Genomic DNA, 21,614 nt, shown 5'->3' on the forward strand with positions numbered 1-21,614 from the left:
ACTGGTTCGATGTCAGAGGGACGCGGGGGCCGCAGCCGGCTCCGCATCCGCTGCGAGTTCCTTCTCGTCCGCTTCGTCGGCCTGCCGCGCGGCGTCCCTGGCCCGCAGTCGGTAGAAGTCCTGGAGCCAGGTGCGCGAGATCCGTCCCGAGTTCCTCCGCCAGTTGGAGAGGTCGTCGAGGAGCTGCGCCCAGTCGACGTCGACGTCCAGCGAGCGCAGATAGCCGACGGAGGCGGGCAGGTGCCGGTGCAGGCCGTTGACGCTCTGGCGGGTGAGGAGGTTGAGGCGGCTCTCCGCCGTCCCCGCCCGCATCTCCTTCTCCCGGCCCGGTCCTTCGGCGACCGCGGTCGCGAACACCGTGCCGAGACTGACCCGACGCCGCCGCATGCTCTTGGCGGGCATCTGCTCGCCGTCGGCGTGTGCCGGATCGTCGTCCGTGCTCTCCGGGTCCGGTGCGGCCAGTGCGCCGCGGGGCTGGGAGGCGATCATCGCGGCGACCGCGTAGTACGCCCGCTCCACGTCCGCCGAGCGTCCCTCCGGCAGCCAGGGTGCGACCAGGCGGTGCATCCGCCGCACCGAGTCGAGATCCTTCCGCAGCCCGCTGCGCAGCGCGCTGCGGGCACCGGGGTCGTCACGGCTGACCTGGGCGACCCAGTCGGTGAAGGCACGCGGGTTGTGCGCCCGCGCCGTGCCCTTCTGCTGCTGCGGGATGCTGCCGGCCGTTTCCGGTGGGCCGGCGACGTGCTGTGCGGTGGGTGGGAGAGTGGTGGTCATGCGATGGGCTCCTTGAGCTTCGTCCGGGGGCCGGACACGGCCGCCGCCTTCTTCGGGGTGCCGCCGTAGAGGTCGATGCGTGCCTCCGAGACGGCCTTCGCGCCGCGCAGGGTACGGGTGACGGGCCGGGTCACCGTGTCGTACGCCTCCTCGGCCAGGCGCAGGAACGCCCGCCGGGTGGCCGCCGGATCGAAACCGCCGTCGGCAACCTCACCGGTACGGTCCAGGAGGCGGAAGCGCGCCCAGAACTCCGCCTCGGCGCGCGGCCAGTACCGTGCACCCGCCTCCGCCCCCCACGCAGCGCCGTCCGCCTTCGGGTCCCTGACGTACGCGGCCCAGGCGCGCTTGACCGCCCGGTCGAGACGGCGCCCGTACAGCTCGCCGAACTGGCGCAGGCGGCCGACGGCCGGGACGGTACGCGGATCGTTGTGCTCGGCGTATCCGAGGACGGCCGGGGTGCTCGCGTCGACGAACTGCGTGTCCTTCGCCTGCCCTTCCTGGTCGAAGCCGAGCGCCCGCACCCGCAGGTCCTCCGAGACCTCGACCGCCGAACGGAACACCCGGGGCTGCTGCGGATGCGCACTGCCGGCCGGCGGATGCTGGAGCAGCAGCGCGTCCAGGTCCCGCCACAGCGCCCGCCCCGCATCGGCCGGGCGCGGGTAGCGATTGCCCTGCTGGCTGGTCTGCCAGATCAGGTAGTCGTCCTCGCGCGGCAACCGCTCACCCCGGTACGCCCAGGTGATGAACGCGTCCCGCACATGGGTGCTGTCCTCGTCCGGCAGCAGGAGCAGGGCGTGCTGCGAGCGGCCGGTGTGCCGCGAACGTGGCCCCCGCGACTCCCGCACCGGGTGGTCCGGGTCCGGCAGGTCGTCCTGCTCCCACGGGCACAGGTCCTCCGCGCCGTTCACGGTGTCCTCCGGCGGTACGAGGCCGGCGAGCAGCGTTTCGAAGAGCGAGGTGCCCTCGGGGTGGTAGGACAGGGCGGTCCGCAGCGGGCCGGCGGTGGCGCTCGCGGTCTTCGCGCCGTTCACCTCGCGGGACGAACAGCGCCCGGACGGACCGTAGTAGTGCCACACCAGCAGGCTGAGGAAGGCTTCGGGGGCGGTGGGCGGTTCGGGGGCGGAGTCGGTGTCGTGCCGGAACCAGGAGTGGTTGTTGCCCGAGGGGCGGGTGACGATGAGCTTGTTGACCCCGGCGGTGTTCGAGGCGTCGCACTGCTCCGCCAGCCGGGGATCCTGCATCCACGGGCGCCCGCCCGGCGCGAACAGGAAGAACCGGTCCTCGAACTCCTCGAAGTACGCGTCGATCCCGTGGGGCGGGAGCTGTCCGGTGTCGAGAACGTCCAGGCGGTGCTCGTCCCAGTCGCCGTCGGCACCCTGTTCGGTCAGGCCGGCCACTCGTGCGGTGAGCGCGTAGAGGATGCGCAGCAGTGCGGCGTGCGCGGGCGCGTCGGCGACGGCGAGGGACTCGATGGCGTGGCTGTGCAGCAGGAGTTCACGTAACCCCACCAGGTCCCGGAGGCCGGCCGTGGTACTGGCCGTGCTGCCGGGTTTCCAGCGTACGGGGACGCAGGGTTGGTCGATCAGGTTGAACGTGCCGGTCGGCATGGAGATGTCCTGTCGTCATTCGGACAGAGCTGGAGGAAAGAGCCGGTGGGCAGGCCTCGGCTTGCGCGACGGCAGCGAGAGGTCACCAACCCGGCTCGGGAAAACCGCACTTGAAAAGTAGCGGAGACGTGAGGGCAGAGTGATCAGAACGTGAAGATCACTCGGCTTCGAGGCCGACCTCGGATATCGAGAGGGTGAAACGCCCATGGCGGCAGGCCCACGCCTCGCCCCCGGTGGGGCTCATACGCAGCACAACGAGGTCGCGGAGCGAGGGATGAGTCCCCCACTTCACCGGAACCGTCACCTCGCTCTCGCCGCCCCGCAGCCACCGCCCCGGCACCGGCGCCACCCGCCGAGCGACACCCGCCAACTCCTCGGCCGTGAGGCCGAACCGGCCGCCGACCGGAACCGGGACCTCGCCCTCGGGGTCGAGGGTGGCAGTCCCGCCCGCCTGCTCGTAGAGGCAGAGCACCCGGCCGGTGTCCGCACCGAGGCGTGTGGTCAGCAACTCCTCGGTCACCCCCGCCTCCCGCACCGACAGCTTGCTGAGATCGCCCTTCACGTCCGCCGGGGCACAGATGCTCGTCCAGGTCGCCAGATGCCGCTCGGCCGCCTCGTCCGCCAGCCGCTCCTCGTCCAGACGCGCCAACTCCGCACGCGCCGACTCCTGGAGCTGGTCGACGAACTCATCCTCGTACACCTCGTCCACCAGCCGCTGCACGTCACCGGGCACCGCGATACCGGCCGCCGCGCACTTCTCCAGGAGCTGTGACGTACGCACGAGCAGCCCGGTGTCGTACACCGACCCCCAGGAGCGGGGCGGGGCCATCTCGGACACGATCTGCGGATCGAGCACCACCAACTCCGGCTCGTCCTCCGCGGCCGCCCAACCCGGCCGGCCGAGAGGTCCGCGCCGGTGCCGCCGGGCGCGCCCGGCACGCTGCAACAACTGCGCCAGCGGCGCCAGATCACTCACCACCAGGTCGAAATCGAAGTCCAGGGACTGCTCCACCACCTGCGTCGCCACCAGCACCGACCCCGGACGCACCGAGACCGGCCCCTCGCCCGGCTTCCCGTACGCAGCCTCACAGTCCGCCGTGATCGCCGCCCGCACATCCGCCGGGTAACGCGAATGCAGCAACCTCACCCCACCGGGCTGCGCGGCGAGTCCGGGAAACGCCGCACACACGTCCCGGTACGTCCGTTGCGCCTCGGCCACCGTCGTGCAGCACACCAGCGCCGTACCGCCCTGCGCTGCGACCGGCGCCAACACCTCCCGCAGCGCTGCTCGTCGGCCGCTCTCGCGCACGGGCGCCCCGGCCGGCTCCGCGGTGTCCCACACCACCGGCCGGTGCGACACCTTCAGCGTCCGGGCCCGGTTGCTCGCGGTGCTCCGCGCCGGGGAGACCTCCCCGGAGGCGCCGCTCGCGAAGAGCCAGCCCGGATACCTCGGCACCACGTGCGACGGATCACGGAATCCGGCACCGCGCCGGTAGGCGTCCACCAGTGACCCGGCCGAGCGGCCCGTCAGCGTGGCCGACAGCAGGACGACCGGTGCGCCCATCGCCCCCAGCCACTCCAGCAGGCGGACGAGGAGCTGATGCATCCACGGGCCGTACGCGTGCGCCTCATCGACCACGAACACCTTGTCCGACAGCCCGAACAGCCGCAACGCGTTGTACCGCAACGGCAGCACCGCACTCAGTGCCTGGTCGATCGTCCCCACGCCCAACGGGGCGAGCAGCCCGCGCTTCGGTCCCCGCAACCACCCGTCGGCCTCAACCGCCGTCTCCCGGTCCGCGCTCAGCGCCCCCTCGTCCTGCGCGGTGTCGAGCGTGGCCGCTCCGTCTGCGCTGCCGGGGGAACTCAGCCATGCCATGGAGTGGAGCAACATCATGGCGCGCTCCCCGGACATCGCCCGCGAGGCGAAGGCCTCCACACGGGGCAGCATCGCGTCCGCCGTACCCATCGTCGGCAGCGCGAAGTACACGCCCCGGGCACCCGCCGCCCGCCCCAGCAACGAGGCCGCGAACAACGCCGCCTCCGTCTTCCCGTCACCCGTCGGAGCCGTCACCAGCACCAGACCGGAGCCATGCTCCCCGACCAGCCCAGGAAGATGCTCCACAAGATCCCGCTGCAAGCTGTTGGGAGCGAACGGGAACATCTCACCGAACTCCCCGACGGAGAAACGGGCCCGGCCCAGCCGCGCCGCCCGCACCAGCCCGGGAGCCACCTCCGCCGCACCCTGCCAGTGGGCATCGATCTCAGCCGGCGTGCCCGACCAACCAGGAGCGGGGATGCGTGACTCGATCGTGGACGTCCGACTCGCCAGCCAGTCCGCCACCACGACCAGCCCGGACACCACCACCGCCAGTCCGGCGGGTAACTCGCCCTGAGGAACCGCGAACGCACCCATGGCCCGCCGCAGCCCATCGAAGTGTGCGCGTCGCTGGTCGGACCAACCCTGACCCCCAAGACCGGGGTTGTAGGCCTCCGCCCGGGCCGCTTCCTTCGCCTTCAGTACGCCACCGAAGAGACCGTGATGGCCGCCCAGCAACTGTGCGATCTGATGACTCACCGACTTGCGGAGCAGGCGCCCTTCGCTGGGGTACTTAGCCGCCTGGAAGAGCTCGTTCAGAGCCCAGTGGGACGCGATCTCGTGGCGGAAACGCTTCTCGGCTTCGGCGCCGGGTGCGCTGACGTACGCGGAGTCGTTGCGAATCGGCGTGTAACAGGCGGGAACCTGCGCCTGGAACGGCGGAGTGATCTTGCCGAGGTCGTGCAACCCGGCCCAGAACGACACCACGGTGCGTGCCTCCGCCACAGGCAGGTCGAGCGCGTCCGCGATGGCACCCTTGATCTCCTCACCCAGAACGACGTCCCACAACTCCTGGAACACCGCTCCGGTGTCGAGGAGATGACAGATCACCGGGTACGGCCGTGGCAGCCCGCTCTCCTTCCCCCACAGACGGACATCCAGAACACAGTCCCCCGAGGCCCCCGCCCCGTCGCGCTTCAGCATGAGCACAGAGATAGCACCACCCACTGACAACCGCCCCAAAAGGCCCAACCGGGCACCGGTATGAGGGGCGAGCCTTACACTCGCTGCGCGACCACAACGGGGGCGAGAGACATGGGCGACGAAGCTCGGCAAAGAGAGTGCAAAGCGGTTGGATGAGGGCAGGTCGCGAAGGGTGCTCTCCGCGCGAGCGGAGGTGAACCGGCTCACGATCCGACCAGCGGGCGCCCGGTGGGGTGCTCTCCGCGCGAGCGGAGGTGAACCGCCGGAGGCGTCGCGCACCGCGCGGTCGTCGGCGTGCTCTCCGCGCGAGCGGAGGTGAACCGCCGAGTGGCTCGCCGACAAGGTGAAGCGCGCCGTGCTCTCCGCGCGAGCGGAGGTGAACCGGAGACCGGGCGGCGTGACAACCTGAGCGCGCAGTCCACTCCGCGCGCCCCGAGGTGAGCCGAGGATGATGGTGGCGTCGGTGGAGAGCTCGACGTGCTCCCCGCACGAGTGGCGATGGACTGACTCCCTGACGTACAAGGCGGCGACGCTCCCGATGGCGCCCTGCTGCACAGCCGAGAGGAACAGCCCGGCACCATGAGCCGCAGCCGGTAGGGCCGACCCGGTTCTGTGAGAGATTGTGAGAGATGAGAGGCTCGGGCGGGTGAGCGAGACATCATCGAACACCCTGCAATACCGCTTCGACGGTCCGGAAGACGCCCCGGTCCTGGTGATCGGCCCCTCCCTGGGGACCACATGGCACATGTGGGACCGCCAGATACCGGACCTCTCCCAGCACTACCGGGTACTCCGTTACGACCTGCCGGGCCACGGCGGCGCCCCCGCCCGGCCCGCGGTTTCCGTCGCCGAGCTCGGGGACCGGCTGATCGCCACCCTCGACTCCCTGGGCGTCCAGCGCTTCGGTTACGCGGGGTGTTCCATCGGCGGGGCAGTCGGCGCCGACCTCGCGCTGCGTCACCCCCACCGGGTGGCCTCGCTCGCGCTCGTCGCGACCTCGCCCAGATTCGGCAGCGCCGACGAGTTCCGCCAGCGTGGCGTGATCGTCCGTACGAACGGCCTGGAGCCCATCGCCCGCAGCGCTCCTGAGCGCTGGTTCACGTCCGGCTTCGCCGCCGCGCAGAGCGCCATCGTCGAGTGGGCCGTGCAGATGGTGCGTACCACCGACCCCGGGTGCTACATCGCCGCGTGCGAGGCGCTCGCGGCCTTCGACGTCCGCGGCGAACTGGGCCGCATCGGTGTGCCGACGCTCGTCGTCGTCGGCGCGGAGGACCGGGTCACCGGCCCCGCCGAGGCGCGCACCCTGGTCGCGGGGATCCCCGACGCCCGGCTCGCCCTGGTGCCCGGGGCGTCGCATCTCGCGCCCGTCGAGCAGCCGGCCGCCGTGATGGACCTGCTGTTCACCCACTTCTCCACGACCTGGCAGGACACCCTGGGCGCCGTTCCGGTGCTCCTGGCCGCGCCCCCCGCCGCCGTTCCGCCGCTCTCCGCCCCCTACGCACCCGTCGCGGAGATCGCCCCGCCGGCCCCTCGTGCGGACGACGACGGGGAGCGTACGGACCGCCACGCGCTCGGTACGAAGATCCGCCGGGAGGTCCTCGGCGACGCCCATGTGGACCGGGCCGACGCCGCCGCCGACCCGTTCACCGAGGAGTACGAGGACCTCGTCACCCGCTACGCGTGGGGCGAGGTCTGGAGCCGTGAGGGCCTCGACCGCCGTACCCGCAGTTGCGTCACGCTCACCGCGCTGATCGCGTCCGGACGGCTGGAGGGCCTCGCCGCACACCTGCGGGCGGCGCTGCGCAACGGTCTGACGCCTGCCGAGATCAAGGAAGTGCTGCTCCAGACCGCCGTGTACTGCGGTGTTCCCGCCGCCGGGGCCGCGTTCGCCGTGGCGCAGTCCGTGATTCAGGAAGAAACGACACCGCCCGCGTAGCAGGATGGACACCATGAACGCATCGCCTCTCACTCTCACCAAGAAGCGGCACTCCTGCATCCGTCTGGACAAGGACGGGCAGGCCCTCGTCATCGATCCGGGCGGTTTCTCCGGGGAGGACGACGCGGTCGGCGCCGACGCCATTCTGGTGACCCACGAGCACCCGGACCACTTCAACGAGGACCGGCTGCGGGCCGCCATGGAGGACAACCCGGCGGCGGAGATCTGGGCGCTGCGCAGTGTCGCCGACCAGTTGGCGCCGGCCTTCCCCGGGCGGGTGCACACCGTCGGTCACGGCGACACCTTCAGCGCCGCCGGTTTCGACGTCCAGGTCCACGGTGAGCTGCACGCGGTGATCCACCCGGACATCCCGCGCATCACCAACGTCGGTTACCTCGTCGACGGTTCGGTCTTCCACCCGGGCGACGCGCTCACCGTCCCCGGGCAGCCGGTCGACACCCTGATGCTGCCGGTGATGGCCCCGTGGAACAAGATCTCGGAGGTCATCGACTACGTGCGTGAGGTCGGGCCGCGCCGGGCCATCGACATCCACGACGCCCTGCTCACCGACCTGGCCCGGCCGATCTACGACATGCAGATCGGGGCGCTCGGCGGCAGCGACCACCGCCGGATGGAGCCGGGGGAGCACACGGGGTTCTGACGGCCGGTCCGGCCGGCAGGGCTCGGGGCCGCGACGGGGGCGCGACGGGGCCGCGACTGTCGGTGGTACCGGTTAGGTTGGGTTCCATGCGCATCGCCACGTGGAACGTCAACTCGATCACCGCCCGCCTGCCGAGGCTGCTGGCCTGGCTGGAGAGCACCGGCACCGACGTGCTGTGCGTCCAGGAGACCAAGTGCACGGCCGAGCAGTTCCCCGCCGACGAACTGCGGGAGCTGGGGTACGCCTCCGCGGTGAACGCCACCGGCCGGTGGAACGGCGTGGCGCTGATCTCCCGGGTGGGCCTGGACGACGTGGTCGCAGGCCTTCCGGGCGGTCCCGTCTACGACGGTACGGAAGAGCCCCGGGCGATCTCCGCGACCTGCGGCCCCGTCCGGCTCTGGTCGGTCTACGTTCCCAACGGCCGTGAGGTCACGCACGAGCACTACGCGTACAAGCTGCGCTGGCTGGAGGCGCTGCGGGGCGCCGTCGCCGCGGACGCGGCGGCCGCCCGGCCCTTCGCCGTGCTCGGCGACTACAACGTCGCGCCCACCGACGAGGACGTGTGGGACCCGGCGCTCTTCGAAGGCGCCACCCACGTCACCCCCGCCGAGCGGGAGGCCCTCGCCAAACTGCGCGAGGAGGGGCTGAGCGACGTCGTGCCGCGCCCTCTGAAGTACGACCACCCGTACACCTTCTGGGACTACCGCGAGCTCCGCTTCCCGAAGAACAAGGGCATGCGGATCGACCTCGCCTACGGCAACGCCCCGTTCACCGCCGCCGTGAAGGACGCCTACGTCGACCGCGAGGCGCGCAAGGGCAAGGGCGCGTCGGACCACGCACCGGTCGTGGTGGACCTGGAGTTCTGAGCCCGTCGGCCGCCGGACGGCAACTGACAACCGAAGGTTGACACTCCCGCGAGTGTCAACTTACGGTTGACACATGACGGAACCGGCAGCAGTCAAACCTCCCGTGCGCCTCGACGACCTCATCGAGGCCATCAAGAAGACCCATACCGACGCCCTCGAACAGCTCACCGGCGCGGTCGTCGCGGCCGACCACCTCGGTGACATCGCCGACCACCTCATCGGTCACTTCGTGGACCAGGCCCGCCGTTCGGGCGCCTCCTGGACCGACATCGGCAGGAGCATGGGGGTGACCCGGCAGGCGGCCCAGAAGCGCTTCGTGCCGAAGAAGCCCGACGGGTCCGCCGAGCCGGACCCCAAGGAGGGGTTCGCGCGCTTCACCACGCGCGCCCGGAACGCGGTGATCGCCGCCCACAACGAGGCGCATCTCGCGGGGGGTGCCGAGGTCCTCCCCGCGCACCTGGTGCTGGGCGTCGTCGCCGACACCGGAAGTGTCGGCGCGCAGGTGATCGCGGCCCAGGGGATCGCGCCGGAAGCCGTGCGCACGGCCTCCCTCGCCGCCCTGCCGCCCGCCGCCGGCGAGGTTCCCGAGCTCATCCCGTACGACGCGAGCTCCCGCAAGGTCCTCGAACTCGCCTACCGCGAGTCCCTGCGGCTCGGCCACCCTCACGTGGGAACCGAGCACATCCTGCTGGCACTTCTGGAGCACGAGGACGGCGAGGGGGTGCTCACCGGCCTCGGGGTCGACAAGCAGGCGGCGTCCGCCGCCGCCGAGGCCCTGAGCGCGGCCGCCGGTGACCGTCCGGGAGCCTGACCGCTGGACCGGGGGGTGGCCCGCACCGCCGGTGGACGCCCCCTGGATCCGGTGAAGAGCGTCAGTGGACCGAGAACCCGCCGTCCACGAAGAGCGACTGCCCGGTCACGTACGCCGAGCCGGGACCGGCCAGGAACACCGCGGCCGCGGCGAAGTCCTCGGCCAGGCCGTTGCGTCCCACCATCGTGCGGGCGGCCAGCTCGGCCACCTTCTCCGGGTTCGAGGAGATCCGGACGTTCAGCGGGGTCATCACGAAGCCGGGGACCAGGGTGTTCGCGGTGACCCCGTACGGCGACCACGCCTCCGCCTGTGACCGGGCGAGCGACTCCAGTGCACCCTTGGAGACGCCGTACGCCCCGCTGTTCACGAAGGCCCGGTGCGCCTGCTGCGAGGTGATGTGGATGAACCGCCCGTACCCGCGCTCCGCCATCCCCGGTCCGAACCGCTCGCCGAGCAGGTAGGGGGCCTTGAGGTTGACCGCCATCGTGGTGTCCCAGACGTCCTCGTCCAGCTCGCCCATCGGCGGACGCAGGTTGATCCCCGCGCAGTTCACCACGATGTCCGGTTCCCCGGACCGCGCGACCACGGCGTCGACCGCCTGCCGGACCCCGTCGGTCGTGGAGAGGTCCGCGCTCACCCAGCCGACGCGGCAGCCCGCTTCGGTCAACTCCTCCACCGTCGCCTTCAGTTCCTGCTCGCGCCGGGCCACGACGGTGACCTCCGCGCCCGCGCGGGCCAGCGCTTCCGCGATCGCCCGGCCGATGCCGGAGCTGCCGCCGGTGACGACGGCGGTCCGGCCGTCCAGGGAGAAGAGCCCGGAGAGGTAGTTCTGTGCGTTCATCCCGGCAGCCTATGGTCCGGCCGGTGCACCGCCTGAGCCGGGTGCCACGCGTACGAGGGCGGCGCGCGCCCTGTGGCGTCCGGCGGGACAAAGGTGCGACTCTTGTGGGGTGAACATCCCTTTCTTGGACAACTGGCGCAAGCGTCAAGGTGATACGCGCACGGCGACGCTGGCGGAGACCGCCGTGACCGACCCCGCCGGGCTCGCGGAAGTCCTCGCCGAGTGCGAACTGCTGCGTGTCCGCGCGGGGGACGACGGACTCGAACTGGACGACACCCCGGCGTCGTTGACCGCGCTCGACCAGCTGCCGCCCCGCTGGCGCGACGATCCGGAGGAGGCGCCCTGGTTCGGGAACGACGCGGGCCTCTACCTCGGTACCGTGCTCGTGCGGACCGTCCCCGGTGCCCGGTGGGACGTCTGGCCCAGCGGGCAGCCCGTCGTGCGGCTGGCCTCCGGCCGTGAGGTCGACGTCGTCGGGGCCGGTCTGGACTGGGCTGTCTACGGCAGCCCCGAACTCTCCCAGGTGTACGCGGAGGCGGCCGAGGAGTGACACCCCGGTGGTGTCCGACCCTGGTCAGGGCACCACCTAGATAAACAGCCTTTTGCCCTGTTTGCGTGTCGGACGCGAAGTCCCTTACCCATGCGGATAGTTTCCGCTGAGCCGACACACAGCGACACATGGGCAGGGCAGCGTATGGCCGTCGATCCGTTGATCGACCTGCGGGACGTCAACAAGCACTTCGGAGAGTTGCACGTTCTGCGGGACATCAATCTCACCGTCGGCCGCGGGGAGGTGGTGGTGGTCATCGGCCCCTCCGGCTCCGGCAAGTCCACGCTCTGCCGTGCCATCAACCGGCTGGAGACGATCGAGTCGGGCCGGATCGCGATCGACGGGAAGCCGCTCCCCGAGGAGGGCAAGGGGCTGGCGCAGCTCAGGGCCGAAGTCGGCATGGTCTTCCAGTCGTTCAACCTGTTCGCGCACAAGACCGTGCTGGCCAACGTCTCCCTCGCGCAGATGAAGGTGCGCAAGCGGAAGCGGCCGGAGGCCGACGCCCGCTCCCGGGAGCTGCTGGAGCGCGTGGGGCTCGCCGCGCACGCGGACAAGTTCCCCGCGCAGCTCTCCGGGGGCCAGCAGCAGCGCGTGGCCATCGCCCGAGCCCTGGCCATGGACCCCAAGGCCCTCCTCTTCGACGAGCCCACCTCGGCGCTCGACCCGGAGATGATCAACGAGGTGCTGGAGGTCATGCAGCAGCTGGCGCGCGACGGTATGACCATGGTCGTGGTCACCCACGAGATGGGCTTCGCCCGGTCCGCCGCGAACCGCGTGGTGTTCATGGCCGACGGCCGCATCGTCGAGGACCGCACTCCGGAGGAGTTCTTCACCGCCCCCGAGAGCGACCGCGCCAAGGACTTCCTGTCCAAGATCCTCAAGCACTGACGGGAGGCTCCGCGTTGCGTACGAAGAAGATCACCGCGCTCCTGGCCGGTCTGCTGCTGACGGTCCTCGCCGCCGGGTGCGGCAAGGAGGGCAGCCCGCCGGTCAAGGGGCCCAAGGCCGACGCGCTGCCCCACTACACGGTGAACACCGGCTTCCGGCTCCCCGCGTCGAAGACCTGGAACCGGGCCGAGCGGCGGGGCCGCCTGGTGATCGGCGCCAAGGAGGACCAGCCCTACCTCGGCGAGAAGGACCCGGCCACCGGGGTCTACTCCGGATTCGACATCGAGATCGCCACCATGGTGGCGGCCTACCTCGGCTTCGGTCCGAAGGAGATCCAGTTCAAGACCATCGCCTCGGCCAACCGCGAAACCGCCCTGCAGAACGGCCAGATCGACTACTACGTCGGCACCTACACCATCAACGACATGCGCAAGAAGCTCGTCGGATTCGCCGGCCCGTACTTCATGGCCGGACAGGGGCTGCTGGTGCGCACCGACGAGAACGACATCCACGGCCCGCAGGACCTCGCGGGCAAGACCGTCTGCTCGGCGGCCGGGTCCACCCCCTACCAGCGGATCGCCGCCGACCATCCCGAGGCGGACCTGGTCGCCTACGACACGTACTCCGTCTGCGTCGACAACCTGCTGACCTACCAGGTCGACGTCGTCACCACGGACGACGCGATCCTGCTGGGCTTCGCGGCGAAGGCGCCGGACGAGATGAAGGTCGTCGGCAAGCCCTTCTCCGAGGAGCCGTACGGCATCGGCGTACCGCGCAGCGACAACGCCCTGCGGGCCGCTATCAACGACGCGCTGGAGGAGAACGAGAAGAACGGCAACTGGAAGAAGGCGTTCGAAGCGACGCTGGGGCTGTCCGGCGTACCCGCGCCGACGCCGCCGCCCATCGACCGCTACCCGGCGAACTGAGGGACCGGCCACCCATGGACGTACTGACAGAGAACTTCTCGCTCTACGGCAAAGGGTTCCTCGGAACCCTCGAACTCACCGTCTTCGCCTCGCTCCTGGCCCTCGTGCTCGGCTTCGTGATGGCCTCCTTCCGGGTCGCCCCGGTCGGCTCGCTCCGGCTCGTCGGTACCGTCTGGGTGACGGTGCTCCGCAACACCCCGCTCACCCTGCTCTTCTTCGCCGTCCTCCTCGGACTGCCGCGCTTCGGCCTCGTCCTGCCGTTCAACGTCTTCGCCGTGCTGGCGCTCGGCTGCTACACCTCGGCGTTCATCTGCGAGGTGCTGCGCTCCGGCATCAACACCGTGCCCACCGGCCAGGGGGAGGCCGCCCGCAGCCTCGGCATGTCCTTCGGTCAGACCCTGAACACGGTGGTGCTGCCGCAGGCGTTCCGCTCGGTGATCCCGCCGGTCGGCTCGACGCTCATCGCGCTCGCCAAGAACTCGGCGATCGCGGGCGCGTTCAGCGTCACCGAACTGCTGGGCACCTACAAGACCCTCAACGAGCTGGGCTACAGCATCATCTGGACCTTCGTCTGGATCGCCGTCGGCTACCTGATCATCACCCTGGCCATCAGCGCGCTCTTCACCGTGCTGGAGAAGCGCTGGGGGGTGGCCCGATGACCACTCACGCCCTGCCCGCCGCCACCGCCCTCTACGACATCCCGGGCCCCGAGGCCCGCAGGCGGCACCTCCTCTACGGGATCGCCGCCACGATCGCGGTCGCCGCTCTCGTCGGATGGGTCGTCTACCTCCTCTTCGACACCGGCCAGTTCACCGCCGCCAAGTGGAACCCCTTCACCTACAAGGGGATCCAGGAGCTGCTGCTGCGCGGACTGGGCAACACCCTCAAGGCGTTCGCGTACGCGGCGGTGCTCTCGCTGGCACTCGGCGCGGTCCTCGCGGTCGGACGGCTCTCCGTGCACCGGCCGGTCCGCTGGGTCGCCACCGTGCTGGTCGAGTTCTTCCGGGCCATGCCCGTACTGGTGATGATCTTCTTCATCTTCGTGGCCCTGAAGGTCCAGCCGCTCCCCGCCCTGGTCGCCGGACTGACCCTCTACAACGGGTCGGTGCTCGCCGAGGTGTTCCGGACCGGCATCAACTCCGTGGAGCGCGGCCAGCGGGAGGCCGCGTACGCGCTGGGGATGCGCAAGACGCAGGTCACGGCCTCCGTTCTCGCGCCCCAGGCGGTGCGCGCCATGATGCCGACCATCATCAGCCAGCTCGTGGTGGCGTTGAAGGACACCTCGCTGGGATACCTGATCACCTACGAGGAGTTCCTCCACGCGGGGAAGCTCATCGCCTCGAACCTCGACTACGACCTGCCGTTCATCCCCGTCGTGATGGTGATCTCCCCCATCTACATCGGGATGTGCATGCTCCTCTCGTGGTTCGCCACCTGGATGGCCAAGCGCCAGCGCCGCAACCCGAAGACGGAGGCCGTGGAGGTTTCACCGGCCGGACCAGGACCCCTGTTGCCCTGACGGTGTCCGGCGGACCGAGCTCGGACACCCTGGCCGGCCAGCAGCCGGAGATCACCTCCCGCGCGCGGGCCCGGAAAGCCATTTCCCGGCCGCCCACTGCGGGAAGAAGGTCAGCTGTACGCCGGTGACCCGCCGGAAGGCAGAGGGGGCGTTGCCCAACCGAAGTACCGGAAGGTCCCGTTGACGGAGAACGGGCCGTCGTCGTGGGGATGCACGACGAAGGCCCGTTCTTCCGTGTGCGCCGGCCCGTCCCGCGCCGCTCAGCCGGTGGCTTCGGCGGCGGGGGCCGCCGCCGGGAGGGGGCTCTGCGCGGCGCGCGTCACGTCCGCGACCACCTCCACCATGTCGGGGCCGTACGCCTCGGAGTTGACGACCTTCAGCAGCAGGCAGAAGGTCGAGTCGCGGTAGGTGCGCGCCAACTTCTCGTAATTGCGGGTGAGATGGCGGGCTGCCGCCTGGTTGGTGATCGCGCGCTGGCCGCAGAGGAGGAACACCGGACGCGCCTCGCGGCCGATGCTCAGACGGGCCAGCAGCACGTGTTCCAGGGTGCCGCTCTCCACCGGGTAGTACTCCGTCCCGATGCGGAAGGAGGCCCGGTCCGGGCCCGGTTCGCGGTCGGTGTTCACCCGCACGCCGGGGAGCAGCGACTGGAGGTGGGCGGCCATGCGCCGGTTGGAGCCCGGCCCGCCGACGCAGTACTCCGTACGCTCGCCGAAGCCCTGGCGCGCCGTGTCGTGGGAGAGGATCTGCGCGTGCGCCCCGCACTCCTTGATCATCGCCGACAGTTCCAGCAGGGCGAAGACGTCGTTCCGGTGCACCGCGCCGTCCGTCCCCGGGTCCCGGTTGACGACCAACAGGCATTCGGAGTTGGCCGGAAGCCCGAAGAAGGCCTGCTTGCGGCGGAGTCTGCGGCGCCAGAGACAGGTGCGCGCGAGCCAGCCGAGAGCGGCGCTTATCCCTGCGGCCATGACGCCCAGCACGATGTTGCGTACGTCGTCGGTCATGGCCGGGGATAGTAGCGGGCATCCGGTGCCTGTTCGAGGCGGTACGGACCATCCGGCCGGGCCGGGGGTTGGTTCGCGCGGACGCCACCGCGATCGGTGTCACGGTGCTGCGCGAGGGCGGCGACGCGGCAAGGCGCTCGGCACCCGGGCATTTGGGGCACCACGTATCGCCGTGGATGTGACAAGGAGCCGGAGCCGGAACGCGGAAGCGCCGAGGGCCGTCAGGGCGGGTCAGGGTGCGTCGGCGGTCATGTCCTCGTGCGCAGGTGATCAAAAAGGCCGCGCGTCGGCGGATTAGCTTCGGGAAGCCGGCGACTTCCGGACGGGATTGTCCTGTTCGCTCCGGACAGCACCCCTTCTGGGCGGTGCTGCCTGTGACGCCCGCCCGAGGAGTCGCCCGTGACCGTTCTGCACTCGCTGCGCGCCCGTGACGCGGGGCTGGCCGCACTGCGCCGGTCGTGCCGTGCCGGAATCGTGGCGCCCGCACTCTTCGCGCTCGGCGTCGAGGTGATCGGCAACCCCACGGTGGCGATGTTCTCGGCGTTCGGATCGATCACCCTCCTGCTCTTCGTCGACTTCGGCGGGCCGCTGCCCGAACGGCTCGCCGCGCAGGCCTCGCTCGTCGTTCTGGGTGCCGCGCTGGTCTGCCTGGGGACACTGTGCGCGAAACCCGGGTGGCAGGCCGCCCTCACCATGGCGTTGGTCGGATTCGGCGTGCTCTTCTCGGGCGTCGTCAGCTCGGTGATCGCGGGTACGGCGAACTCACTGCTGGCCGTCTTCAGCCTCGCGGTCATGCTCCCCGGCCCCGTGTCGTCACTCCCCGACCGTCTGGCCGGATACCTGATCGCGGGTGCCGCGTCCCTGCCGGCGATCGCCCTGTTGTGGCCGGCACCCGTCAGGGAGCCGCTGCGGCACGCGATGGCGCGGGCCTGCGCCCTGCTCGCGGAGCGGCTGCGCGCCGAGGTCGACTGCGCGTGGGGCTCCACGGCCGACAGCCGCGAGGCCCTGGAAGCACGGGTGGCCGCATCCGCCGCCGCGGTGGGCGCGCTGCGCACGTCGTTCTTCGGTTCCCCGTACCGGCCGACCGGTCTGACCACGGCGACCCGCATGCTCGTCCGCATGGTCGACGAGGTGGTACGGCTGGAAGAAATCCTGGTGCGGAAGTCGCTGAGCGGTCCCGCCGCGCCGCCCGACGCGGCGGTGTGCGAGGTCATGAGGGCGGCCGCCGGTCTGCTGGGGCGCGGAGCCGACCAACTGAGGACGCTCGAAGGCGACGTCGAGGGTCTGCGGCTGGCCCGGGAACGGCTGCGGGACACGCGCGTGGTCATGGAGCGTGCGGTGCTGCACAGCCTGCCCGCGGTGGGCGCCACGGACGCGCGCTCCCAAGGGCCGGCCGTCGCCGGATTCATCGGTTCGCTCGAACCCGGTTTCCGCGCCCAGGAGATGAGCTCTGCCATCCACTCGATCTCGGAGGGCGTCGAGCTGGTCGTCGCCGCACGGGACCGCCGGTGGTGGGAGCGTGTACTCGGGCGCCGGCCGGCGGGCGTCCCCTCCGCCCTGTCGGCGGCTCAGGAACGAGCGGGCGCCCACATCGAGCCGCACTCCGTCTGGCTGCACAACAGTATCCGCGGGGCCGTCGCCCTCGGCCTGGCCGTGTTCCTGGCCGGGTGCACCGGCGTACAGAACTCGTTCTGGATGGTCTCCGGAACCATCGCCGTCCTGCGCTCCAACGCCCTGCTCACCGGTCAGAACGCGGTGCGCGCTCTGCTGGGCACTCTGGTCGGCATCGTGGTGGGCAGCGGACTGATCTTCGTCCTCGGCCCGGACACCACGATGTTCTGGGTCCTGCTCCCGCCGGCCATCGTGTTCACCGGACTGGCCCCGGCGGCCATCTCGTTCGCCGCCGGTCAGGCGGGGTTCACCGCGGCGCTCCTCATCATGTTCAACATCATCGCTCCGGAGGGCTGGACGATCGGCCTCGTACGGTTCGAGGACATCGTCCTCGGCTGCGCCGTGAGTGTCGGTGTGGGCCTGTTGTTCTGGCCGCGGGGGGCGGGAGCAGCCCTCGGCCAGGCGCTGGCCGAGGCGTTCGAGGAGAGCGCCGGCCATCTGCGCCGCTCCATCGAGTACGGACTCGCCCCGCCGGGCGCGCCCGCACGGTCCGCCCCCACGCCCGAGGACGCGCGGCGCGACGCCGCAGCGGCGGCCCGGCGCCTCGACGACGCCTTCCGCGGCTTCCTCGCCGAACGGGGCACGAAGAACGTGACGCCGGCGGACGTGTCCGCCCTGATGACAGCGGTGGCCGTACTGCGGCTGACCGCGGACGCCGTCCTCGAACTCTGGGAGCGGGACGACACCGGGCCGGCGGACGAGCACACCGCGGCGCGTGCCGAGGTCCTCCGGGCCGGGCTGCGGGTCTGCCGGTGGTACCAGGAAGCGGCGCGGGCACTCTCCGGATTCGGCGAAGTGCCCGAGAAGCTGCCCCGGGACGAGACCGCGGAGGGACACCTGATCGCCATGGTGAGCCGTGCACTCGTCGAAGGCCGCGGGCAGGGCGCGAGCACGGTGATCAGGACGATCTGGACCGCCGACCACATCGATGTGGCCCAGCAGCTCCAGACATCGGTCGTGGGTCCGGCCAGGACGGCCGCGGCACTGCGCCACCGGAGGAACGTGTCGACGGGGCGCACCGTCGGGGGACGGCGGCCCCCGCACACCCGGCGCGTCTGAGCGGGCCGAGGACTGTGCGCTCCACGATCCGGGGAGGTGCGCTGAAGGGCAAATCAACCCTTTGTGTGCTTCCTAGCCTGGCTCAGTCCGTACGACCGGCCGGTGTGAGGAGTGCAGTGAACAAGCAGAGTGTCGCCGAGCAGTATGTCGATCTCATGGCCCGTGCCGGTGTACGTCGCATGTACGGAGTGGTGGGCGACAGCCTGAACCCCGTGGTCGACGCGATCCGGCGGCACCGGTCCATGGAGTGGGTCCAGGTGCGCCACGAGGAGGTCGCGGCGTTCGCCGCCGGTGCGGAGGCGCAGCTCACCGGGCGGCTCGCCGCCTGTGCGGGTTCCTGCGGGCCGGGCAACCTGCACCTGATCAACGGGCTGTACGACGCGCACCGGTCGATGGCGCCGGTCGTCGCCCTGGCCGCGCAGATACCCAGCGGGGAGATCGGCACCGGGTACTTCCAGGAGACGCACCCGGACCGGCTGTTCGCGGAGTGCAGCCACTACTCGGAGCTGATCTCCACTCCCCGCCAGATGCCCCGGGTGGTGCAGACGGCGATCCAGCACGCCGTGGGCCGGCGCGGAGTGTCGGTGGTGGCCCTGTCCGGCGACGTCGCGGACGAGGACGCACCGACCGGTGGGAACGAGCTGGCAATCCCGCTGGACAGGCCGTCCGTCCGGCCCCCCGACCGTGAACTGGCCGCGTTCAAGGAGATGGTGGACGCGGCGGAGAAGGTCGTGCTGTTCTGCGGCAGGGGCGTGGAGGGCGCGCACGCCGAGGTGATGGCCTTCGCCGAGAAGATCAAGGCCCCGGTGGGCCACGCGCTCCGCGGCAAGGAACACATCCAGTACGACAATCCGTACGACGTCGGCATGTCAGGACTGCTCGGGTACGGCGCCGCCTACGAGGCGATGCACGCATGCGATCTGCTGATCCTCCTCGGCACCGACTTCCCGTACTCGTCGTTCCTGCCACGCGGTGTGAAGACGGTGCAGGTCGACATCCAGGCCGAACGGCTCGGCCGGCGGACACGGCTGGACCTCGCCGTCTGGGGGGACGTACGCGAGACGCTGAAGTGCCTGACACCGGTCGTGCGGGAGAAGGAGTCCCGGCGATTCCTCGACCGGATGCTGGACAAGCATGTCCACACCTTGGAGAGGGCGGTCGGCGCCTACACCCGCGACGTCGAGAAGCTCACCCCGATCCACCCCGAGTACGTGGCGTCCGTTCTGGACGAAGTGGCCGACGACGACGCGGTCTTCACCGTGGACACCGGCATGTGCTGTGTCTGGGCGGCCCGCTACATCACCCCGAACGGCAGGCGCCGCATACTCGGCTCCTTCGTGCACGGCTCGATGGCCAACGCCCTGCCCCAGGCGATCGGTGCCCAGTTCCTCGACCGGGGGCGGCAGGTGGTGTCCCTCTCCGGCGACGGCGGGTTCTCCATGCTGATGGGGGACTTCCTCACCCTCGTGCAGTACGGCCTGCCGGTGAAGGTCGTCGTCTTCAACAACTCCTCCCTCGGCATGGTCGACCTGGAGATGATGGTCGACGGTCTGCCCCCGCACGGAACCACGTACGCGCATACCGATTACGCGGCCATCGCCACCGCCGCAGGCGCTCGGGGCATCCGGGTGGAGTCCCCCGCGGACGTACGTGGCGCCCTGCGCGAGGCGTTCGCCCACGACGGGCCGGCCCTGGTGGACGTGGTCACCGACCCGGACGCGCTCGCCGTCCCACCCAGGACGACCGTCGAACAGGTCAGTGGCTTCGCCCTGTCCGCGGGCCGCACCGTCCTCACCGGGGGAGTCGGGCGGATGGTCCACCTCGCCCGCACCAATCTGCGCAACATCCCGCGTCCGTGAACGCCGGAGCGCGCCGAGCGGCGGCACGGCAACGTCCTTGAGCGTCCGGAGTCCCGTCGTCCCGTACGCCGCGCACGTCCGGATCACGGGACAGCCTTCAGGAGAGAGAAACAGTGAAATCGCATACCAAGCCGCTTCTTCGAGTCTGGGAATGGCAAGCCGAAGCGGCCTGTCGGGGAATGAAGGAATCCGTCTTCTTCTCCCCTTCGGACGAACGGGGAAATCTGCGCAGGCGCAGGGAAGAAGGCGCCCGCGTCGTCTGCCTGGACTGCCCGGTGAAATCCGACTGCCAGTCCTTCGCGGAGGCGTCCCGGCAGCAGTACGGCGTCTGGGGCGGCATGACCGAGCGGGAGCGCCGCGACCGGATACGGGGCGGATGATCCGGCGGTTGTCCGCGCGGCCACCACATCCCCGGGACCGAGTGGCCGAAGGGCTGTCCTCCGTCCCGGGACGAGGGCGCTGACGGAATCGAAGGCGTGCACGCTCGGTTAATCCGAGTCCCGGCTCTCCACGCAGACTTGATCCCGGTGTTCCCGGCCCGTGCCGCATCGGCTGAATGGCCCGGCACCCCCGTCGGTCCCGGCAAACACCCCCAGGGGCCGAGGAAAGCGCCGTCGAGGAGTTTCTCCACCGGGTGCGCGGATCGACCCGAAATCCCCTTCTCCAGGAAGCCGAGAACCGCCATGACAGTTTCCACGGACATCACGCACCACACAGCGGTGCTCAACGGAATCAACCAGCACTGGGTCAGCGCGGGCCAGGGCCCACCGGTCTATCTGCTGCACGGCTTCCCGCAGACCTGGTACGGCTGGCGCAAGCAGATTCCGGTGCTCGCGCAGAAGTACACGGTCATCGCCCCCGATCTGCGCGGGTACGGAGACACGGAGAAACCGGCGTCCGGATACGACAAGCGGACCATGGCCAACGACGTCGCCGCCCTGATGGACCATCTCGGCCACGAGAAGGTCGCGTTGATCGGCCATGACCGCGGGGCCCGCGTGGGGACGAGGTTCGCGAAGGACCATCGCGACCGCATCGACCGGTTCGTCGCCATGGACAACATCCCGACCAGGGTCATCGCCGACACCTACGACGTGGCCCTCGCGCGGCAGGGTTATTGGTTCTTCACCTTCCTCCAGGTCCCCGACCTGCCCGAAGCCCTGATCGCCGGCAACGAGGAAGCCTGGCTGACGCACTTCTACCGCAACTGGTCCTACAACCCGGACATGTTGTCGGCGGAGGAGATCGATGTCTACGTCCGCGCCTACCGGCAGCCGGGGGCGGTCCGTGGTTCGTGCATGGACTATCGGGCGGCTTCCCAGGACGTGGCCCAGGACCGCGAGGACGCGGACCGGCTCATCGAATGCCCGGTGCTGACGATCTGGGGCGAGAACTTCCAAGCCGTCGGAGAGGCCTACGACGTGCTCGACGTGTGGAAGGGCATGGGCCGGGACGTGCGCGGAGTCGCGATCCCGCAGTGCGGTCACCTCTGCCAGGAGGAGCAGCCCGAGGTCGTCAACACCGAGCTCCTGGCCTTCCTGGACGGCTGGAGCGGCTGAACGGCCTCCCCTCCTTCGCCGGCAAGCCCGACGCGAGGAGGAACGCCCCGGGCACTGCCCG

The 21,614-nt window shown here is 70.5% G+C and carries 18 protein-coding genes; 13 read left to right on the forward strand and 5 right to left on the reverse strand.

Features of this window, described 5'->3' with window-relative positions; translation table 11 throughout:
- Window positions 1-12: 12 nt before the first annotated feature.
- From OG599_RS28780 to cas3, 3 genes are all read right to left on the reverse strand, one after another.
- A complete protein-coding gene (locus tag OG599_RS28780) occupies window positions 13-774 on the reverse strand; it encodes a type I-E CRISPR-associated protein Cse2/CasB (protein WP_327178875.1) in 762 nt (253 codons plus the stop codon).
- A complete protein-coding gene (gene casA, locus OG599_RS28785; RefSeq protein WP_327178876.1) occupies window positions 771-2,381 on the reverse strand; it encodes a type I-E CRISPR-associated protein Cse1/CasA in 1,611 nt (536 codons plus the stop codon). Before casA ends, OG599_RS28780 begins: the two co-directional genes overlap by 4 nt.
- Window positions 2,382-2,538: 157 nt before the next feature.
- Window positions 2,539-5,403 (reverse strand): CRISPR-associated helicase Cas3', encoded by a 2,865-nt coding sequence (cas3, locus tag OG599_RS28790; protein WP_327178877.1) that lies wholly within the window; start codon window positions 5,401-5,403, stop codon window positions 2,539-2,541.
- 646 nt (window positions 5,404-6,049) lie between these two features.
- Here cas3 and pcaDC point away from each other — a divergent pair.
- The 4 genes from pcaDC to OG599_RS28810 all read left to right on the forward strand — a co-directional run bounded on the left by pcaDC (window position 6,050) and on the right by OG599_RS28810 (window position 9,677).
- Window positions 6,050-7,339 (forward strand): bifunctional 3-oxoadipate enol-lactonase/4-carboxymuconolactone decarboxylase PcaDC, encoded by a 1,290-nt coding sequence (gene pcaDC, locus OG599_RS28795; protein ID WP_327178878.1) that lies wholly within the window; start codon window positions 6,050-6,052, stop codon window positions 7,337-7,339.
- A gap of 13 nt (window positions 7,340-7,352) precedes the next feature.
- A complete protein-coding gene (locus OG599_RS28800; protein ID WP_327178879.1) occupies window positions 7,353-8,000 on the forward strand; it encodes an MBL fold metallo-hydrolase in 648 nt (215 codons plus the stop codon).
- An 86-nt stretch (window positions 8,001-8,086) separates the two neighbouring features.
- Entirely contained in the window at window positions 8,087-8,866 is a 780-nt protein-coding gene (locus OG599_RS28805; RefSeq protein WP_327178880.1) for an exodeoxyribonuclease III, read from the forward strand.
- Between the two features lie 73 nt (window positions 8,867-8,939).
- A complete protein-coding gene (locus tag OG599_RS28810) occupies window positions 8,940-9,677 on the forward strand; it encodes a Clp protease N-terminal domain-containing protein (protein WP_327178881.1) in 738 nt (245 codons plus the stop codon).
- 61 nt (window positions 9,678-9,738) lie between these two features.
- On the opposite strand, the gene OG599_RS28815 is transcribed toward OG599_RS28810, so the two are convergent.
- Entirely contained in the window at window positions 9,739-10,518 is a 780-nt protein-coding gene (locus tag OG599_RS28815) for an SDR family NAD(P)-dependent oxidoreductase (RefSeq protein WP_327178882.1), read from the reverse strand.
- A 109-nt stretch (window positions 10,519-10,627) separates the two neighbouring features.
- Here OG599_RS28815 and OG599_RS28820 point away from each other — a divergent pair, with 109 nt between their 5' ends.
- The 5 genes from OG599_RS28820 (at window position 10,628) to OG599_RS28840 (ending at window position 14,401) form a co-directional block, all read left to right on the forward strand.
- The gene (locus OG599_RS28820; protein WP_327178883.1) at window positions 10,628-11,068 is read left to right on the forward strand and encodes a DUF6278 family protein; all 441 of its coding nucleotides are present in this window, start codon (window positions 10,628-10,630) and stop codon (window positions 11,066-11,068) included.
- Window positions 11,069-11,212: 144 nt separating this feature from the next.
- Complete coding sequence (locus OG599_RS28825) at window positions 11,213-11,956, forward strand: amino acid ABC transporter ATP-binding protein (protein WP_327178884.1); 744 nt, start codon at window positions 11,213-11,215, stop codon at window positions 11,954-11,956.
- Between the two features lie 14 nt (window positions 11,957-11,970).
- Window positions 11,971-12,882 (forward strand): glutamate ABC transporter substrate-binding protein, encoded by a 912-nt coding sequence (locus tag OG599_RS28830; protein ID WP_327178885.1) that lies wholly within the window; start codon window positions 11,971-11,973, stop codon window positions 12,880-12,882.
- Between the two features lie 14 nt (window positions 12,883-12,896).
- Window positions 12,897-13,541: an amino acid ABC transporter permease gene (locus OG599_RS28835; RefSeq protein WP_327178886.1), complete on the forward strand. Its 645-nt coding sequence runs from the start codon at window positions 12,897-12,899 to the stop codon at window positions 13,539-13,541.
- Complete coding sequence (locus tag OG599_RS28840; RefSeq protein ID WP_327178887.1) at window positions 13,538-14,401, forward strand: amino acid ABC transporter permease; 864 nt, start codon at window positions 13,538-13,540, stop codon at window positions 14,399-14,401. The genes OG599_RS28835 and OG599_RS28840 overlap by 4 nt, the downstream gene beginning before the upstream one ends.
- A 260-nt stretch (window positions 14,402-14,661) precedes the next feature.
- Here the strand turns inward: OG599_RS28840 and OG599_RS28845 are convergent, their stop codons facing one another.
- Window positions 14,662-15,405, reverse strand: a complete 744-nt coding sequence (locus OG599_RS28845; protein WP_327178888.1) for a hypothetical protein — start codon at window positions 15,403-15,405, stop codon at window positions 14,662-14,664.
- 399 nt (window positions 15,406-15,804) lie between these two features.
- Between OG599_RS28845 and OG599_RS28850 the strand changes: the two genes are divergently transcribed.
- The 4 genes from OG599_RS28850 (at window position 15,805) to OG599_RS28865 (ending at window position 21,553) form a co-directional block, all read left to right on the forward strand.
- Window positions 15,805-18,135, forward strand: coding sequence for an FUSC family protein (locus OG599_RS28850; RefSeq protein ID WP_327178889.1), 2,331 nt, complete (start codon window positions 15,805-15,807; stop codon window positions 18,133-18,135).
- 116 nt (window positions 18,136-18,251) lie between these two features.
- Entirely contained in the window at window positions 18,252-19,994 is a 1,743-nt protein-coding gene (locus OG599_RS28855) for a pyruvate dehydrogenase (RefSeq protein WP_327178890.1), read from the forward strand.
- Between the two features lie 113 nt (window positions 19,995-20,107).
- Window positions 20,108-20,374, forward strand: coding sequence for a WhiB family transcriptional regulator (locus OG599_RS28860; protein ID WP_327178891.1), 267 nt, complete (start codon window positions 20,108-20,110; stop codon window positions 20,372-20,374).
- Between the two features lie 303 nt (window positions 20,375-20,677).
- Window positions 20,678-21,553 carry an alpha/beta fold hydrolase gene (locus OG599_RS28865; RefSeq protein WP_266711445.1) on the forward strand — a complete coding sequence of 292 codons (876 nt, stop codon included), beginning with the start codon at window positions 20,678-20,680 and terminating at the stop codon, window positions 21,551-21,553.
- Window positions 21,554-21,614: the final 61 nt, after the last annotated feature.

This window comes from Streptomyces sp. NBC_01335 (assembly GCF_035953295.1).
Taxonomy (GTDB): domain Bacteria; phylum Actinomycetota; class Actinomycetes; order Streptomycetales; family Streptomycetaceae; genus Streptomyces.